The organism is Streptomyces sp. NPDC091280 (assembly GCF_044768565.1).
Lineage (GTDB): Bacteria > Actinomycetota > Actinomycetes > Streptomycetales > Streptomycetaceae > Streptomyces.
In genome coordinates this window covers 939,499-956,439 of the sequence record NZ_JBIVUZ010000001.1, presented here as the reverse complement: position 1 = coordinate 956,439, position 16,941 = coordinate 939,499, and the positions used below count along the sequence as shown (strand labels likewise).

Sequence of the window (16,941 nt, the reverse complement as noted above, 5' to 3'; positions counted from 1 at the left end):
ACCCACATGGGTATGAAGGACCAGTTCCAGGACAAGGCGAAGGACCTCGCGGACAAGGCCAAGGACCGGATGGGCCAGGGCCAGGACGAGGCGGGTTCGCGCGGCGGGCAGCAGCAGGACGAGGTCTCCGAGCGCGTACGGCGTGAAGAGGACCGGATGGACCAGGACTTCGACGCCTAGTCGCGGTCCGATCGCGTGGGGCGCCCCGGCTCTCGGGGCGCCCCACGCTCCGTTTCAGAGGCGCGGCGGCAACTTCGGTCTACTGCGGTCCGGTACGTCGGCGTAGCCGGGCGGGGTCGCCGCCGGGTGCAGGGCCAGCAGGTCCAGGGCCAGCCTGACCGCGTCGTCGAGTTGGGCGTGGCGGCCCTCGGCCCAGTCCAGCGGGGTGCGGAGCACCTCCAAGTCCGGTGTCACGCCCCGGTTCTCGACCGACCAGCCGTAGGCGTCGAACCAGGCCGCGTTCATCGGGACGGTGATGACGGTGCCGTCGCCGAGTTGGTGGCGGCCGGTCATGCCGACCACTCCGCCCCAGGTGCGCTGGCCCACGACCGGGCCGAGGCGGAGCAGTTTGAAGGCGGCGGTGATCATGTCGCCGTCCGAGGAGGTCGCCTCGTCGGCCAGCGCGACCACCGGTCCTCTGGGGGCGTTCGAGGCGTACGACACCGGTTGGGCGTTGCGGGTCAGGTCCCAGCCGAGGATGGTGCGGGTGAGTTTCTCCACGACCAGCTCGCTGATGTGGCCGCCCGCGTTGCCGCGTACGTCGACGATGAGGGCGGGGCGGGACACCTCCAGGCGCAGGTCGCGGTTGAACTGGGCCCAGCCGGAGCCGCCCATGTCGGGGATGTGGAGGTAGCCGCAGTGGCCGCCGCTCAACTCCCGTACCACCGCCCGGCGTTTGGCCACCCAGTCCTGGTAGCGCAGCGGGCGTTCGTCGACGAGCGGGACGACCGCGACGCGGCGGGCCCTGCCCTCGCCTTCCGCCGGGGTGAAGGTCAGCTCCACCGTCGTGCCGCCCGCGCCCGCCAACAGCGGGTAGGGGCCGGTGAGTCGGTCGACCGGGCGGCCGTCGACATGGGTCAGGACCGCGCCCTCGCGGATGCCGGTGCCGGCCAGCGGGGAGCGGGCCTTGGAGTCCGAGGACTCGCCGGGGAGGATCCGGGTCACCGTCCAACCCCCGTCCCTGCGGACCAGGTTGGCGCCCAGCAGGCCCTGGCGGCGCTGGTAGTGGGGCGGGCCCTCGTTGCGGCGGGAGGGGGTGACGTAGGCGTGGGAGGTGCCCAGTTCGCCCAGGACTTCGCGGAGCAGGTCCGCGAAGTCGTCCGGGGACGCCACGCGGTCCACCAGCGGGCGGTACTGGTCCAGGACGCCGTCCCAGTCGATGCCGCACATCTGCGGATCCCAGTAGTAGGCGCGGATCAGCCGGCCCGCCTCCTCGTAGGACTGGCGCCACTCGGCGGGCGGGTCCACCTCGTGCAGGATGCGGCGCAGGTCGATCCAGACGGTCGAGTCGCCGTCGCCGGACTCCGTGGACGGCACCGCCCGCAGTTCGTCCTCGTCGACCACGACCAGGCGCGATCCGTCGCCGCTGACCGCGAACCAGTCGAGGTGGTCGACGAGTTCGGACTTCTTCGCCTTGCTGATGGTGAAGTGTTCGAGGGTCGGCCGGCCGCTGGTGTCGTCCGGGTTGGCGAAGGTCTCGCCCAGCGCGCCGGAGATCGGCCAGCGCAGCCAGACCAGGCCGCCGCCCGAGACCGGGTACAGCGCCGAGTACTTGGAGGCCGGGACCGGGAACGGCGTGACCCGGCTCTCCAGGCCCTCCACCTCGACCGTCACCGCGCCGTCCGCGCCCTCGTCGTCCTGTGCCGCGTCCAGTCCGCCGGCCGCCGGGCGGCCCTCGGGGGTGAGCGCGAACGGGGAGGGGGTGGCCGAGGAGAGCGGGACGAGGTAGGGGCGGCAGCCGAGCGGGAAGGAGAGGTCGCCGGTGTGGACGTCGTAGACCGGGTCGAAGCCGCGCCAGGAGAGGAAGGCGAGGTAGCGGCCGTCCCTGGTGAAGACCGGATTCTCGTCCTCGAAGCGGCCGTTGGTGACGTCGACGATCAGCCGGTCCTTCATGCGGGCCATCTTGATCTGGCGCAGCGAGCGACCGATGCCCGGGTGGGACCAGGTCAGCCAGGAGCCGTCGGGGGAGAAGGCGAGGTCGCGTACCGGTCCGTTGATCGAGCGGATCAGTTCGGTGACCTCCCCGTCGGAGTCCTCCGTGGCGTCGAGGAGCAGCAGCCGTCCGTCGTGCGCGGCGATAGCCAGCCGCTCGCCCGCCGGGTCCGACACCAGCTCCAGGACGCGGCCCACCTCGCCGGAGGCCAGGCGGCGGGGGGCGCGGTCGCCGGTGGCGCGCGGGAGGTAGGAGATCTCGATCGCGTCCTCGCCGTCCGCGTCGGTGACGTAGGCGACCTGCCCACCGCTGCCGAGCATCTCGGGCAGGCGGACCCGTACGCCCGGGGTGTCGGTGATGGTGCGGGCCGGGCCGTCGCGGTGCGTCAGCCAGTACAGGCTGCCCCGTACGACGACGGCGCTCGCCCGGCCCGTCTCGTCGACCGAGATGCCGTCGACGTGCTGGGCGGCGGGGACCTGGTAGGTGCGGCGGCCGGCGCGCGGACCGCTCAGGCGTACGTCGAGCCTGCGCGGGAGGGCGGCCGGCGACAGGTCGTCGACGATCCAGAGGTCGCCGGCGCACTGGTACACGACCCGGGTGCCGTCGCTGGCCGCGTGCCGGGCGTAGAAGGTGTCGTGGTCGGTGTGGCGGCGAAGGTCGGAGCCGTCGTGGGCGCAGGAGTAGAGGTTGCCGACGCCCTCGTGGTCGGAGAGGAAGGCGATGCGGCCGGCGACGAACATGGGGGAGTGCAGATGGCCTTCGAGGTCGGCGAGGAGGCGGCGGCCGTGCAGCCAGAGGCGGCCCATGGCGCCGCCGCGGTAGCGCTTCCAGGCGGCCGGTTCGTGGGGCGGGGTGCCGGTCAGCAGGAGGGTCTGGCGTTCGCCGTCGATGTCGGCGAGCTGGATGTCGCAGACCGGGCCCCAGGGGAGCCGGCCGCCGGGGTCGCCGTCGGTGGGGATCTTGTGAGCCCAGGTGAAGTAGGAGAACGGCTCGCCGTGCGAGGCCACCGCGAGGATGTCGCCCTCCGGTGTCCAGCCGCAGACCCGGGTGTCGGCGCTGCCCCAGTAGGTGAGTCTGCGGCCGGGGCCGCCCTCGACGGGGACGAGGTGGATCTCCGGGACCAGGCTCCGCCAGCTCGTGCAGGCGAGGTGGCGGCCGTCGGGGGAGAAGCGGGGGTGGCCGATCTTGGTGCGGTCGACGGTGAGCCGCCAGGCGCGGCCCCCGCCGTCGAGCGGGGCCAGCCAGAGGTCGTCCTCGGCCACGAAGCTCAGCAGGTCTCCGTTGAGGTGCGGCAGGCGCAGATAGCTCACGTCCCTATGCTTTTCCGCGGGACGGACCGGAGCAACTCGTGAACCAGCACTCCGGGTGACTCACCACACGTACGAAACGGTTTCGTTTCGTAGAAGGGTGCGCTACATTCGTCACGTACGAAACCGTGTCGTTCGGAGCCGGAAGGTGAGTCGCATGACTGAAGTCGCAACGGCGCGTCGCAGTCGCATCACACCCGAGCGCGAGGCCGAGCTGTACGAGGCCGTGCTCGACCTGCTCCGCGAAGTCGGCTACGACGCCCTCACCATGGACGCCGTCGCCGCTCGCACCCGCTCCAGCAAGGCGACCCTCTACCGCCAGTGGGGCGGCAAGGCCGAACTGGTGGCGAAAGCCGTACGGCACAGCAAGCCGGGCCGGGCCGCCGACATCGACACCGGAACACTCCGGGGCGACATGCACGCCATGGTCGCCCGCGAGGACGACTGCCGGATCGAACAGAACTCCGCGCTGATGCGGGGTCTCGCCATGGCGACCCACAACAACCCGGACCTCCTCCAGGCCTTCCGGGAACTGCTCATCGAACCCGAGATGGAAGAGTTCCGCCGGGTCATGCAACGCGCCATCGACCGGGGCGAGGTCCGCGCGGACCGCCCCGCGCTGGAGTTCGTGGTGCACATGATGATCGGCGCCTTCGCCACCCGCACGGTGATCGAGGACCTCCCGCCCACCCAGGCCTACCTCACCTCGTACATCGACGCCGTGGTGCTCCCCGCACTCGGCGCACCTGTCGTCTGACAGACCCACAGCACGCCCACCTGACGTAACCGCTCACGTCGTCGGGCCGATCAGCCGTGTCCCCAACCGGCCGGTCACACCTGCCCCGAAGAACCCCACGACCTGACCGGGAGTACGCCCTCGTGGCCACGTTCCTCTACAAAGTCGGCCGGCTCGCCTTCAGGCGACGGCACTACGTCGCCCTCCTCTGGATAGCCCTGCTCACCCTCGCGGGAGTCGGCGCGGCCAGCGCGCCCGCCGCGGGCTCCACCTCCTTCTCCATCCCCGGGACCGAGGCACAGAAGGCCTTCGACCTGCTCGACCAGCGCTTCCCCGGCTCCAGCTCGGACGGTGCCACCGCGCGCGTCGTCTTCAAGGCGCCGAGCGGCGAGAAGATGACCGACGCCGCGAACCGGGCGACCGTCGAGAAGACGGTCAAGGAGCTGGCCGACGGCTCCGAAGTCGTCTCCGTCACCGACCCGTTCACCACGAACGCCGTGAGCCGGAACGGGACCGTCGCCTACGCCTCGGTGAAGTACGACGTCGCCGGCGTCGCCCTCAAGGACTCCAGCAAGGACGCCCTGGAGGAGACCGCGAGCCAGGCCCGCGCCACCGGACTGACCGTCGACGTCGGCGGCGACGCGCTCCAGGCCGCCGCCGAGATGGGCGTCGGCGAGGTCATCGGCATCGTGCTGGCCGCCGTCGTCCTGCTCATCACCCTCGGCTCGCTGGTCTCGGCCGGCCTGCCGCTGCTCACCGCGATCATCGGCGTCGGAATCGGCGTCTCGACGATCACGGCCCTGGCCAACACCCTGGACCTGGGATCGACCACCTCGACACTCGCCCTGATGATCGGCCTCGCCGTCGGCATCGACTACGCCCTGTTCATCGTCTCCCGCTACCGCGCCGAACTGGCCGAGGGACGTGCGCACGAGGAGGCGGCCGGCCGGGCCGTGGGCACCGCGGGCTCGGCGGTGGTCTTCGCCGGCCTCACCGTCGTCATCGCACTGGCCGGTCTCTCCGTGGTCAACGTGCCGATGCTCACCAAGATGGGCGTCGCCGCGGCCGGCACCGTCGTCGTCTCGGTCCTCATCGCGCTCACCATGATCCCGGCACTGCTCGGCTACGCGGGCCGCAGGATCAAGCCCGCCGGCCAGAAGGCCAAGTGGCTGGGCGGCGGCAGCGCCAAGGAAGCCGCCAAGGCCGCCAGGCCGAACATGGGCACCCGCTGGGCGAGCTTCGTCGTACGCCGTCCCGCCGCCGTCCTGATCCTCGGCGTGCTCGGCCTCGGCGCCGTCGCACTGCCCGCCAGCCAGCTCCAGCTGGGGCTGCCCGACGACAGCTCACAACCGACCTCCACCACCCAGCGACGCGCCTACGACCTCCTCGCGGAAGGCTTCGGCCCCGGCTTCAACGGCCCGCTGATGATCGTCGTGGACGCCAAGAACAGCGACGCCCCCAAGGCAGCCGCCACCGCGGTGACCGACAAGATCAAGACACTCCACGACGTGGTCTCCGTCAGCCCGGCCGTCTTCAACAAGGCCGGCGACACCGCGATGATCACCGTCGTACCCGACTCCAAACCGTCGTCGGTCACCACCGAGGACCTGGTCCACTCCATCCGCGCCGAGGGCACCGGCATCAAGGCCGACACGGACGCGCAGGTGCTGGTCACCGGCACCACCGCGATGAACATCGACTTCTCGCAGAAGCTCAACGACGCCCTGATCCCCTACCTGTGCCTGGTCGTCGGCCTCGCCTTCCTCCTCCTGATCGTGGTCTTCCGCTCGATCCTGGTCCCCCTGAAAGCGGCGCTCGGCTTCCTGCTCAGCGTGCTCGCCTCGCTCGGCGCCGTCGTCGCCGTCTTCCAATGGGGCTGGCTCTCCGGCCTGATCGGTGTCGAGGAGACCGGTCCGATCATGTCGATGATGCCGATCTTCATGGTGGGCGTGGTCTTCGGCCTGGCGATGGACTACGAGGTGTTCCTCGTGACCCGGATGCGCGAGGCGTACGTCCACGGCGAGCGGCCCGGCCAGGCCGTCGTCACCGGATTCAAGTACGGCGCCCGGGTCGTCACCGCCGCGGCGGTCATCATGATGGCCGTCTTCGCGGGCTTCATCACCTCCAGCGAATCCATGATCAAGATGATCGGCTTCGGCCTCGCCATCGCCGTCTTCTTCGACGCGTTCGTCGTCCGCATGGCGATCGTCCCGGCCGTCCTCGCCCTCCTGGGCGACAAGGCCTGGTGGCTGCCGAAGTGGCTGGACCGCGCCCTGCCCAACGTCGACGTCGAGGGCGAAGGCCTGCGCGACCTCGACACCAAGGACTCGGATCCCGACGAGGACCGGGAGTTGGTCCGGGCCTGAGGCGGCTGCCGCGAGGCACTGAGGCACCGGGCAACTGATCTGCCGCGCCACCGAGTTCGGGTGGCGCGGCAGATCGCGTCCGTGACAGGGTCGCGGTCGTGACAGCACTGGACGATCTGATACGGCTGCTCGGCCCCTCGACCACGGCCAGGACCCCGTCCCCCGACGACTGGACCGAGACCGAGACGTACGTCGCCTCGCCCCTGCCCGCCGACTTCAAGACCTTCCTCGACACCTACGGCACGGGCGTGATCTGCGACGAGCTGGTGGTCTTCCACCCGCGCGGCGACAGCCCGCTCCTGGACCGGATGCGCCAGATCCACGAGCGGCGCGCCGCGGCCCGGCGCCGCGCACCCGACCTGCACACCTTCCCCGTCCACCCGGAACCCGGCGGTCTGATCTCCTGGGGCTACGACTACTCCGGCAACGAGCACTTCTTCTGGCCCTGCGACCCGGACCCGGACCGGTGGAAGGTCGTCACCGACAGCCACAGCCTCGAACTGGAGGTGTTCGAGGGCCCGTTCAGCGCGTTCGTCCTGGCCTTCGTCGAGGGGCTGAGCGAGGTGGACCCGGACGAAGAAGCCGTACCGCAATCCGTCGGACCGGGCTTCAGGCCGATCTGAACCGGGCCGATGTCAGTGGGCCGGACTAGCGTGTCGGACATGACCACACTCGCAGAACGGCCCCGCACCGCACTCCTGCTGGTAGACGTCCAGGTCGCCGTCGTGGCCGACGCGTACGACCGTGACCAGGTCGTCGCCAACATCGCAGCGCTCGCCGACCGGGCACGCGAGGAAGGCGTCCCGGTCATCTGGATCCAGCACTCCGACGAGAACGTGCCGAAGGGCGGCGAGGGCTGGCAGCTCGTCCCCGAACTGACCCCCGGCGACCAGGAACCCCGGCTCCACAAGCTCTACCCGGACTCCTTCGACGACACGCCCCTCGAAGAGGTACTGGCCGCCGCGCAGGTGGGACGCCTGGTCGTGGCGGGCGCGTCCACCGACCAGTGCATCCGCTCCACGCTCCACAGCGCGTTCACCCGCGGCTACGACGTGACACTCGTCGGCGACGCCCACACCACGACCGACCTCAGTCAGTGGGGTGCGCCGCCGCCGGAGCAGGTCATCGCTCACACGAACCTCTACTGGAAGTACCACACCGGCCCCGGTCGCACGGCGGGAGTCGAGACGACGAAGGACGTTGCCCTCACCGGCTGACGAACGGCGCGTTCCACGAACGGCGTTGTGGGGTTGCTGTTGGGCCACTCGCTTCTTTGTCAGTGTCGGGATTGTGCGATCCGAGTAAAGGGCGCTCCCTGCGGTCGCGTCGGCTTCGCCGATGACCCTGCGGGTCACCCTTGACTCGGCTCGCGCAATCCCGTTTCAGAAGCGAGCGAGCGGCCCGGGGGAGCAGGGGGCCCGGCTGAGTGGGCCCCTTACGTGGGCTGCGTACGCGGCCGGTGCTACGGGGCGCGTCCGCGTCTCGCCAGCACGCCGCGCCGGTTCAGCGGCCAACGGCCGGTGCCGAGTGGTCAGTGCCTAGTGGTCAGTGGCCAGCAGCAGACCAACCCTCCGGCACGGGAGGAAGAAGAGGAGGGTGGGGGGTGCTGGAAGCCGGGGAGAAATCTAACCACTGACACACACCCTGACCAGTTAGAAATGACCCCGGCTTCTGGAAGGGCAGGGTCCTCTAGGTGGTTGGTTAGTTGGTTGGTCTGTTGGCCCCTCTCGGGGTTGGCCGCTGAGACGGCGCGGCGTGCTGGCGAGGCGCGGACGCGTTCCTCTTCGCTGGGCGCGTACGCAGCCCACGTAAGGGGCCCACTCGCCCAGGCCCCCTGCTCCTCTCGGCCGCTCGCTCGCTTCTCTAACGGGCTGGAGCGGACCGTGTCAAGGGTGGCCCGGAGGGGCATCGGCGAAGCCGACGCGACCGTAGGGAGCGCCCTTTACTCGGTCCGTGGAAGCCCGACACTGGCAAAGAAGCGAGTGGCCCCACGGCAAGAACTCAGTCGCAGGCCCGGTGCAGCCCCCGCTAGCGTGCCGACATGACCACGAACGGCAGCGAGAACACCCAGGACTCCGGCGCCAACCCTCGTTTCGCCGAAGCCTTGCGGGAGTCGGGGCTCGGGGACCTGCTCGGCAGCATCCGACGCTTCCCGGACGCGACCCGTACCGCCGCGGAGGCCGCCGCCGCGATCGGGTGCGAGTTGAGCGAGATCTGCAAGTCCCTGATCTTCGCGGCCGACGGGGTGCCCGTGCTGGTGCTGATGGACGGGGCCTCGCGGGTGGACGTGGAGCGGGTGCGGGAGGAACTCGGCGTGGAGAAGGTCACCCGGGCCAAGGCCGATGTCGTACGGGAGACGACCGGGTACGCCATCGGCGGTGTGCCGCCTTTCGGGCATCGTACGAAGACCCGTGTGCTCGCGGATCGTTCGTTGCTCGCGCACGCTGTCGTGTGGGCCGCGGCGGGCAATCCGCATGCGGTGTTCCCGATGGAGCCGAAGGAACTCGTCGCGTACGCCGGTGCCAGTGTGGTGGACGTGCGCGAGCAGACCCCGTGACACCTCCGGTCGCCGCCGCCGTCCTGCTCGCCGCGGTCACCCACGCCTGCTGGAACGCCATCGCGCACCGGATCACCGACAAGCTGGTCGGGTTCACGCTCATCACGGGCGGCGGGACGGTCATCGGACTGGCGCTCGTGCCGTTCACGGCCTTTCCGGCGGCCGGCGCGTGGCCGTATCTGGGGGCCTCCGCGCTCATCCATCTCGCCTACACCCTGCTGTTGATGAAGTCGTTCCGGCTCGGGGACTTCGGTCAGGCCTATCCGATCGCGCGCGGCACCGCTCCCCTAGTCGTCACGGTTTTCGCCGCCGTCTTCGCGCACGAGGTGCCCGACGGGTGGGCGGCGGCCGGTATCGCCCTGTCCTGTACGGGACTTACCGGTGTCGCCCTGTGGGGGATGCGCGGGAAGACGCCCAACTGGGCCGCGATCGGGGCCGCGTTGGCGACGGGGCTGTCGATCGCCGCGTACACCGTCGTGGACGGGCTCGGTGTGCGTGCCTCGGGGTCGTCGATGGGGTACATCGTCTGGCTGATGGTGGCGGAGGGATGGCTCATCCCCGTCTACGCCCTTCACCTTCGACGTGGTCAACTGCTTCCCGCCCTACGGCCGTTCGCCGCCGTGGGCTGTCTCGGCGCCGCCCTGTCCATGCTGGCGTACGGACTCGTCCTGTGGGCCCAGACCCGCGCGGACCTCGCCCCCATCGCGGCCCTGCGCGAATCGTCGATCATCGTCGGCGCGGCCATCGGGGCGGTCTTCTTCAAGGAGCGGTTCGGGGCGCCGAGGATCGCCGCGGCCGTGCTGCTGGTGGCCGGGATCGGGCTCATGCTGCGGGCGGGCTGACCAGGGGAACGACGGTCTTTTCTCAGCCGGCGGCCAGGCTCAAGGAGCCGATGCCGGACAGGTCGTGCGCCCTGACGCTGTTGCGGTCCGTGGCCGCCCGTCCCAGGGCGTGGTGCGGCCACAGGCCGCCGGCCACCCGCCGGGACCGCTCTCCCCACTCGCGCGCCTCGACGCCGCCCGCCTTGTAGTGGTTGAGCGCGTATCCCCCGGAGTGGACGCGCAGCAGCAGAAATCCGCCGGGGTAGTCCTTCGCGGCGGTGACCTCCTGCTGTACGACATGAGGTGCCCGCACCAGCGGTGTCCGTTTGTTCCGGTGGGTGTGGCCCGCGTGGTGCAGGAAGACCCCGGGCGCCGAGGCGTACGCGTCGACGATCGCCCGCGCCTGCCGCCGGTCCAGCTGCTGTCCCTGGGTCACCGGGAACACGGAGTCCCGTACCGTCAGCGGATGGTGACCGAAGACGACGGTGGGCCGGTCCGGCTCCGCCCTGAGCCGTGCCCGGAACCAGGACAGCTGCTCCTCGCCGAGTCCGCCCGCGTCACCGCCGTTGCCGGCCTTGGCGTAGGTGTCGAGCCCGATGATCCGCAGTCCGCCCAGGTCGTGCGCGAAGTAGCCGGGGCCGCCGCCGAAGCCGTCCCGGAACCCCTCGTGGAACGTGTCCGCGCCGCCGCCCGCCCGGTCGTGGTTGCCGCGGACGACGAGGTAGTCGCGGCCGAGCGTGCCGAAGCCGTCCAGGATGCGCCTGGCCTGTGCCAGGTGCTGCGGCGATCCGCCCGCCGAGATGTCCCCGGCGGCGAGCAGGACGTCCGCGCCGCGCCGCTTGGCCTCCTCGACCAGGGCCCGGGTCATGAGTTCCGGATAGGCGGTGAGGCCCGCGGCCTGCGACACCCCGCGCAGCAGCGGGAAGCCCGCCATCAGGCCCGCGGTGGTCTCGCCGAGGTGCAGGTCGTTGCAGAGGGCGATGGACAGCAGGTGCCGGCCGGGCGGCGGCTGGGGCGTGGTGAAGGAGTACGTGCCGGTCAGGGAGCCCAGGCCGTGCCGCGAGGTGCCTACGGCGTTCCCGCGCACGTGCTGCAACGGCGTCGGTACGGCGGTCACGCCCCCGGACCGGGCCCGGTAGTAGTAGGTCTGTCCGGGCTCCAGGCCGGTCAGCTCCACCTGGTGGTGCGCGGTGGGCCGCTCCTCGGCGGCGACGCGGTTGAGCCGCGCCGGGTGGGTGCCGTAGAGGACCTCGCCCTCGGTGACCGCAGGGAGCGGGTGGCCGAGACCGTCGTCGGTGCCGGGTATCCGGGTGTGCCAGGTGATGATGGCGCTGTCCTCGGTGAGGGTGACCAACTCCAGGTGTACGGCGGCCAGTTGGCGGTACTTGCCGCGCGGGGAACCGCCGTGCACGGCCCGTACGAGCGCCGGGGCGAGGAGCGCGCCGGAGCGCAGGAGGTCGTACGGGGTGGGGAGCGCGGCGAGGGCCGCGAGGGGAGCCGAGATGCAGCAGCGCATACCCCATTGTTGCCACAGGGTCGTGAACGCAGGCCGTGGTGTCTGCGGCCGCGGCCGTACCGGTGCGCTACGACAGGGTGGTGCGCACCGCTCTGACCAGGGCCTGCGCCCGTGGATCAGCCGTCACGCTCTTCCGGAACGAATTCGTCACATACCCGAACGCGATGCCTGAATCCGGGTCTGCGAAGCCGAGCGCGCCGCCCCGGCCGGGGTGTCCGAAGGAGCCGTCCGACAGGAGCGGGGACGCGCTGCCGTGGAGCATGTGGCCGAGGCCGAACCGGGTGCCCACGACGAGCACGCGGTCCGGTCCCGCCGAGCGTTCCGTGCGGGCCAGCTCGACCGTCTCCGGGGTGAACAGCCTTGTGCCGCCCTCGACTTCGCCGATCAGGGACGCGTAGAAACGGGCCAGGCCGTCCGCCGTGGCGATGCCGTTCGACGCGGGGAGCACGGCGGCCCGGTACGCCGGGTCGTTCTCGTCCGGCATCGGGGTGATCGCGCCGAACGCGCGCCGGGTGAGGGAGTCGGGGTTCGCGTACGCCTCGGAGACCGACCGCTTGGGGCGCAGGCGCAGTGCGTGCGTGTCGGCCGGGGCCGCCTCGACCTGCGCGACCCGGCCCACCCGGCCTCGTTCACCGGGGGGCAGGCCCACCCACAGGTCCGCGCCGACCGGGCCGGCGATCTCGTCCGCGATCCACGCGCCGATCGAGCGGCCCGTCACCCGGCGGACGAGTTCCCCGGTCAGCCAGCTGTACGTCTGCGCGTGATAGCCGTGGTCCGTGCCCGGCTCCCACACCGGCGCCTGGGCCGCCACCGCAGCGGCGCCCAGGACCGGGTCGGCGGCCTGTTCGGGGGTCAGCGGGTGGTCCAGCACCGGCACCCCCGCGCGGTGCGCGAGCAGCTGCCACACGAGGGTGTGCTCCTTGCCGGCGGTCTTGTACTCCGGCCAGTACTCGCCCACCGGGGCGTCCAGGTCCAGTTCCCCGCGCTGCGCGAGCAGCAGCAGCGCGGCGGCGGCCACGCCCTTCGTCGCGGAGCGGACGATCTGGGCGGTGTCCCGCTGCCAGGGCGTGCTGCCGTCGATGTCCTTGGTGCCGGCCCACAGGTCCACGACCCGGTGCCCGTCCCGGTACACGGTCACGGCCGCGCCCCGGTCCCCGCGCAGCTCGAAGTTCGCGGCGAACGCCTCCCCGACCGGCTCGAAGCCCTCGGCCACCACGCCGTTCACGTCCACGTCCGCACTCCTGGTCCCGCCGGTCAGCTGTCCTGTCTCAACCAAGCAGGATCGTGACGTCGATGTTCCCGCGGGTCGCGTTCGAGTACGGGCAGACCTCATGGGCCGCGTCGACCAGCTTCGCGGCGATGTCCGGGTCGAGGACCGGTAGGGACACGCTCAGGGCGACCGCGAGGCCGTAGCCGCGCTGTTTGTTGGGGCCGATGCCGACCTTCGCGGCGACCGTGGATCCGGCCAGGTCGAAGCCCGCCCTGCGGCCGACCAGGACCAGCGCGTTGTGGAAGCAGGAGCTGTAGCCGGCCGCGAAGAGCTGCTCGGGGTTGGTGCCGTTGCCGTCGCCGCCCAGTGCCGGGGGCATCGCCACCTGGAGGGCGAGCTGGCCGTCCTGGCTGCTGACGAAGCCGTCCCGGCCGCCGTGGGCGGTGGCCTCGGCGACGTACATGATCTTCGTCGGGCGGGTGTCGACGGCGGCGGCAGCGGCGTCGTCGGTCATGGCGGGACCTCCCCCGGAACGGGAACACAGGACGGAACACGGAGTGCGAAGACAGGAGTGGGCAACTACATCGTGCACAAGATACTGGCGGGTAGGTGACACGTGGCCAGCAGGGGGTGGTGACCGTCGGTAACCCGAGGTCAGCGGGCCCGTTCCGCCGCCGCCTCCGCGCGCTCCGCCAGCCGCCACAGCTCCGCGCGCAGCCGTACGACCTCCGGCAGCTCCAGCTCCGTCGCCGCGAGCAGCGCCCCCGGCACCCGGGCCGCGCGCTCCCGCAGGGCCGCGCCGCGCTCCGTGCACGCGACCAGCACCGCGCGCTCGTCGTGGGCCGCGCGCTCGCGGCGGACCAGCCCGGCCGCCTCCAGACGCTTCAGGAGCGGCGACAGCGTGCCGTAGTCCAGACGCAGGGCGTTCGAGAGGTCCTTGACCGTGCTCTCGCCGCGCTCCCACAGGACGAGGAGGACGAGGTACTGCGGGTAGGTCAGCTCCAGTTCCTCAAGGAGCGGGCGGTACGCGGCGGTCAGCGCGCGCTGGGCCGCGTACAGCGCGAAGCACAGCTGCTCGTCCAGGAGCAGCGACCCGGCGGCACCGGCGGCGACCGTACGGTCCTCGTTCGTCACGCGCCCATTGTCACGGACCGCGGGTCGAACCCGAAGGGCAACTCCAGCCGATGGGCCCGCATCAGCGCCTCGTCGCAGAGGAGTCGGCCGGTCGGGCCGTCCGCCGCGATCACGCCCTCGCTCAGGACCAGCGAACGCGGGCACAGCTCCAGCGCGTACGGCAGGTCGTGCGTGACCATGAGGACGGTCACGTCCAACGACCGCAGGATGTCGGCCAGTTCGCGCCGGGAGGCGGGGTCGAGGTTGGAGGAGGGCTCGTCGAGGACGAGGATCTCCGGCTCCATCGCCAGCACGGTCGCGACCGCGACGCGGCGCCTCTGCCCGAACGACAGATGATGCGGGGGCCGGTCCGCGAAGTCCGCCATTCCCACCGACTCCAGGGCGGTGCGCACCCGTTGCTCCAGCTCCGCGCCCTTCAGCCCGGCCGCCGCCGGGCCGAACGCCACGTCCTCGCGGACCGTCGGCATGAAGAGCTGGTCGTCGGGGTCCTGGAAGACGATGCCGACCCGGCGCCGGATCTCCGCCATGTGCCTTTTGCCGACCGGGAGTCCGGCCACCGTCACCGTCCCGGCGCCGCCGGTGAGGATGCCGTTGAGGTGCAGCACGAGGGTGGTCTTGCCGGCGCCGTTCGGGCCGAGCAGGGCGACCCGTTCGCCGCGCGCGACCGTGAAGTCGACGCCGAACAAGGCCTGATGGCCGTCCGGGTAGGCGAAGGCCAGCCCGGACACGTCCAGAGAGTGGGTCGTCACAGGGTCCATCCCAACAGGCATACGACAAGGGCGGCACAGGGCAGTGCGAGGGCGTAGGACCACTGGGCCCGGTCGGCGGTGACCTCGTCGATCACCGGCATGGCACCCGTGTAACCCCGGCTCACCATGGCCAGATGGACCCGTTCCCCGCGTTCGTAGGAGCGGATGAACAGCGCGCCCGCCGACTTCGCGAGCACGCCCCAGTGGCGCACGCCCCGGGCCTCGAAACCCCGTGACTCGCGGGCGATCCGCATCCGGCGCAGCTCGTCCGTGATGACATCGCCGTAGCGGATCATGAAGGACGCGATCTGGACGAGGAGCGGTGGGAGCTTCAACCGCTGGAGTCCCAGGAGGAGTTCGCGGAGTTCGGTGGTGGCGGCGAGGAGGACGGAGGCGGCCACGCCCAAGGTGCCCTTGGCGAGGACGTTCCAGGCGCCCCAGAGGCCGTTCACGCTCAACTCCAGGCCCAGGAAGGTTACTTGCTCGCCCTCCGCGACGAAGGGCATCAGCACCGCGAACGCCACGAAGGGGATCTCGATCAGCAGGCGGCGGAGCAGGAAACCGGCGGGCACCCGGGCCGCGTACGCAACCAGCGCCAGCAGCGCGGCGTACAGCCCGAACGCCCACATCGCCTCGCGCGGGGTCGACACCACGACCACCACGAAGGCGAACACGGCGGCCAGTTTGGTGTGCGGCGGCAGGGCGTGCACCCGGGAGTGGCCGTGCCGGTACAGGCGGTGGGCGTGCCCCGCGCCCATCTCAGGCCGCCTGCGTCTTCGAGGTGTCGCGGCGCCTGCGGACCGCCCAGAAGACCCCGGTGCCCGCGACGACCGTGACGCCGACCCCGATCACGCCCGCGAGGCCGCCGGAGAGCCGGGCGTCCTCGACGTCGCGCACGCCGTAGTCCGCGAGCGGGGAGTCGGCCGAGGCGTGCTCCTCGGTGGTGCGGTCGATGCCGTGGTCGGCGGCGACCTTCTCCAGGCCGTCGGGGTTGGAGGAGGCGTAGAAGCTGACGAAGCCGGCGAGGAGGAGGGAGGCGGCTAGGCCGGTGAGCCACACCTTGCGGTGCGAGCCGCGGACGGGCGCCGGCCGCTGGGGCGCGCTGTCCACGAGTTCGCCGTTCACGCGCAGCTTCAGCCGCTGCTCCAGCCCGCGCGCGCCATGGACGAGATCCGGGCGTACGGCGATCACCGCGCCGACCGTGAGCGCGGTGATCGCGGCCTCGCCGACGCCGATGAGGACGTGGACGCCGATCATCGCGCCGGCGACCTTGCCGAGGGAGACGTCGGTGGTGCCGCCGAGGGCGTAGAGGAGGGTGAAGACGAGGGCGGCGGCGGGGACGGAGAGCAGGGCGGCGGTGAAGGACGCGGCGGTGATCGAGCGACGGCCGCGCGGGAGGATCTTGACCAGGCCGCGGAAGACGGCGTACGCGACGACCGTCGTCGTGATCGCCATGTCGGTGATGTTCACGCCGAGCGCGGTCAGCCCGCCGTCCGCGAACAGGACGCCCTGCATGAGCAGGACGACGGAGACGCACAGCACACCGGTGTAGGGGCCGACGAGGATCGCGGCCAGCGCGCCGCCGAGCAGATGGCCGCTGGTACCGGCCGCGACCGGGAAGTTGAGCATCTGCACGGCGAAGATGAAGGCGGCGACCAGGCCCGCCAGCGGCGCGGTCCGCTCTCCCCCACGCTCGACTTCGCTCGCGCGGGAGGTGCCCCCCTGTTCCCGGCGCGCGCCGCGCAGGCTCACGGCGAGCGCGGCGGCGGCGACCACGCCGGTCGCGGCGGACACGGGGGCGTCTATGAATCCGTCAGGGACATGCACAGAGTGATTTTAGATGGTTGTTGCGAGTCTTTTGCAAGAGCGAGAAGGTCCCCGGCCGGTATGTGAGATCTGTCGCCCCGAGGGGCGCTCCCGAGAAAATATGCGACATTGGGGTAGTGGGAGCGGATGCACAGCTTTCACATAGGTCACTCAGCGTTAGGGGCCGCCCGATGTCCGTAGTCGAACAGTACGCGCGAGCCCACATCGTCACCGATGAGGACGAAGCGCAGGTGGAGCGGGGCGCGGTCCCCGTCGTCCTGCGCTACGACCCCGACGCCGATCCGCGCTCGATCCGGGTCGGCCTGCCCGGCACCGACGAATGGACCTTCGACCGCGCGCTGCTGGAACAGGGGCTGCGCGCCCCGGCCGGCAGCGGCGAGGTACGGGTGTGGCCGTGCGGGCGGGTGCAGGCCGTCGTCGAGTTCCACTCCGAACAGGGCGTCTCCGTCGTCCAGTTCGAGACGAAGACGATCATGCGGTTCCTGCGCCGGACGTACACGGCCGCCGCACCCGTGGTGAGCTGAACCCTCCCCGACCGAGCCGAACGCCCCCCGGTCGCGCTGAAC

The 16,941-nt window shown here is 71.3% G+C and carries 16 protein-coding genes; 8 read left to right on the top strand and 8 right to left on the bottom strand.

The window, feature by feature from the left end; translation table 11 throughout:
• Positions 1-6: 6 nt before the first annotated feature.
• The gene (locus ACIQPR_RS04395; protein ID WP_403641689.1) at positions 7-180 is read left to right on the top strand and encodes a hypothetical protein; all 174 of its coding nucleotides are present in this window, start codon (positions 7-9) and stop codon (positions 178-180) included.
• A gap of 54 nt (positions 181-234) precedes the next feature.
• Here ACIQPR_RS04395 and ACIQPR_RS04390 read toward each other — a convergent pair whose 3' ends face one another.
• Entirely contained in the window at positions 235-3,462 is a 3,228-nt protein-coding gene (locus tag ACIQPR_RS04390) for a S41 family peptidase (protein WP_403641686.1), read from the bottom strand.
• A 154-nt stretch (positions 3,463-3,616) separates the two neighbouring features.
• Between ACIQPR_RS04390 and ACIQPR_RS04385 the strand changes: the two genes are divergently transcribed.
• The 6 genes from ACIQPR_RS04385 to ACIQPR_RS04360 all read left to right on the top strand — a co-directional run bounded on the left by ACIQPR_RS04385 (position 3,617) and on the right by ACIQPR_RS04360 (position 9,960).
• A complete protein-coding gene (locus ACIQPR_RS04385; protein ID WP_403641683.1) occupies positions 3,617-4,216 on the top strand; it encodes a TetR/AcrR family transcriptional regulator in 600 nt (199 codons plus the stop codon).
• Positions 4,217-4,338: 122 nt separating this feature from the next.
• Positions 4,339-6,561, top strand: coding sequence for an MMPL family transporter (locus ACIQPR_RS04380; protein ID WP_403641680.1), 2,223 nt, complete (start codon positions 4,339-4,341; stop codon positions 6,559-6,561).
• Between the two features lie 98 nt (positions 6,562-6,659).
• A complete protein-coding gene (locus ACIQPR_RS04375) occupies positions 6,660-7,184 on the top strand; it encodes a hypothetical protein (RefSeq protein WP_403641677.1) in 525 nt (174 codons plus the stop codon).
• A gap of 39 nt (positions 7,185-7,223) precedes the next feature.
• A complete protein-coding gene (locus ACIQPR_RS04370) occupies positions 7,224-7,778 on the top strand; it encodes an isochorismatase family protein (protein ID WP_403641674.1) in 555 nt (184 codons plus the stop codon).
• Between the two features lie 824 nt (positions 7,779-8,602).
• Positions 8,603-9,118 (top strand): YbaK/EbsC family protein, encoded by a 516-nt coding sequence (locus tag ACIQPR_RS04365; protein ID WP_403641672.1) that lies wholly within the window; start codon positions 8,603-8,605, stop codon positions 9,116-9,118.
• Entirely contained in the window at positions 9,115-9,960 is an 846-nt protein-coding gene (locus ACIQPR_RS04360) for an EamA family transporter (RefSeq protein WP_403641669.1), read from the top strand. Before ACIQPR_RS04365 ends, ACIQPR_RS04360 begins: the two co-directional genes overlap by 4 nt.
• Before the next feature lie 22 nt (positions 9,961-9,982).
• On the opposite strand, the gene ACIQPR_RS04355 is transcribed toward ACIQPR_RS04360, so the two are convergent.
• From ACIQPR_RS04355 to ACIQPR_RS04325, 7 genes are all read right to left on the bottom strand, one after another.
• Entirely contained in the window at positions 9,983-11,455 is a 1,473-nt protein-coding gene (locus ACIQPR_RS04355; RefSeq protein ID WP_403641666.1) for a metallophosphoesterase, read from the bottom strand.
• 67 nt (positions 11,456-11,522) lie between these two features.
• Entirely contained in the window at positions 11,523-12,686 is a 1,164-nt protein-coding gene (locus ACIQPR_RS04350; RefSeq protein ID WP_403641663.1) for a serine hydrolase domain-containing protein, read from the bottom strand.
• Positions 12,687-12,723: 37 nt separating this feature from the next.
• Complete coding sequence (locus ACIQPR_RS04345; RefSeq protein WP_403641660.1) at positions 12,724-13,179, bottom strand: organic hydroperoxide resistance protein; 456 nt, start codon at positions 13,177-13,179, stop codon at positions 12,724-12,726.
• 140 nt (positions 13,180-13,319) lie between these two features.
• Entirely contained in the window at positions 13,320-13,799 is a 480-nt protein-coding gene (locus ACIQPR_RS04340; RefSeq protein WP_403641657.1) for a MarR family winged helix-turn-helix transcriptional regulator, read from the bottom strand.
• Positions 13,796-14,557 carry an energy-coupling factor ABC transporter ATP-binding protein gene (locus ACIQPR_RS04335; protein ID WP_403641654.1) on the bottom strand — a complete coding sequence of 254 codons (762 nt, stop codon included), beginning with the start codon at positions 14,555-14,557 and terminating at the stop codon, positions 13,796-13,798. Before ACIQPR_RS04335 ends, ACIQPR_RS04340 begins: the two co-directional genes overlap by 4 nt.
• The gene (gene cbiQ, locus ACIQPR_RS04330; RefSeq protein WP_403641651.1) at positions 14,545-15,306 is read right to left on the bottom strand and encodes a cobalt ECF transporter T component CbiQ; all 762 of its coding nucleotides are present in this window, start codon (positions 15,304-15,306) and stop codon (positions 14,545-14,547) included. The genes ACIQPR_RS04335 and cbiQ overlap by 13 nt, the downstream gene beginning before the upstream one ends.
• A gap of 1 nt (position 15,307) precedes the next feature.
• The gene (locus ACIQPR_RS04325; protein ID WP_403641650.1) at positions 15,308-16,375 is read right to left on the bottom strand and encodes an energy-coupling factor ABC transporter permease; all 1,068 of its coding nucleotides are present in this window, start codon (positions 16,373-16,375) and stop codon (positions 15,308-15,310) included.
• A gap of 170 nt (positions 16,376-16,545) precedes the next feature.
• Between ACIQPR_RS04325 and ACIQPR_RS04320 the strand changes: the two genes are divergently transcribed.
• Positions 16,546-16,899 carry an SsgA family sporulation/cell division regulator gene (locus ACIQPR_RS04320; protein WP_403641647.1) on the top strand — a complete coding sequence of 118 codons (354 nt, stop codon included), beginning with the start codon at positions 16,546-16,548 and terminating at the stop codon, positions 16,897-16,899.
• Positions 16,900-16,941: the final 42 nt, after the last annotated feature.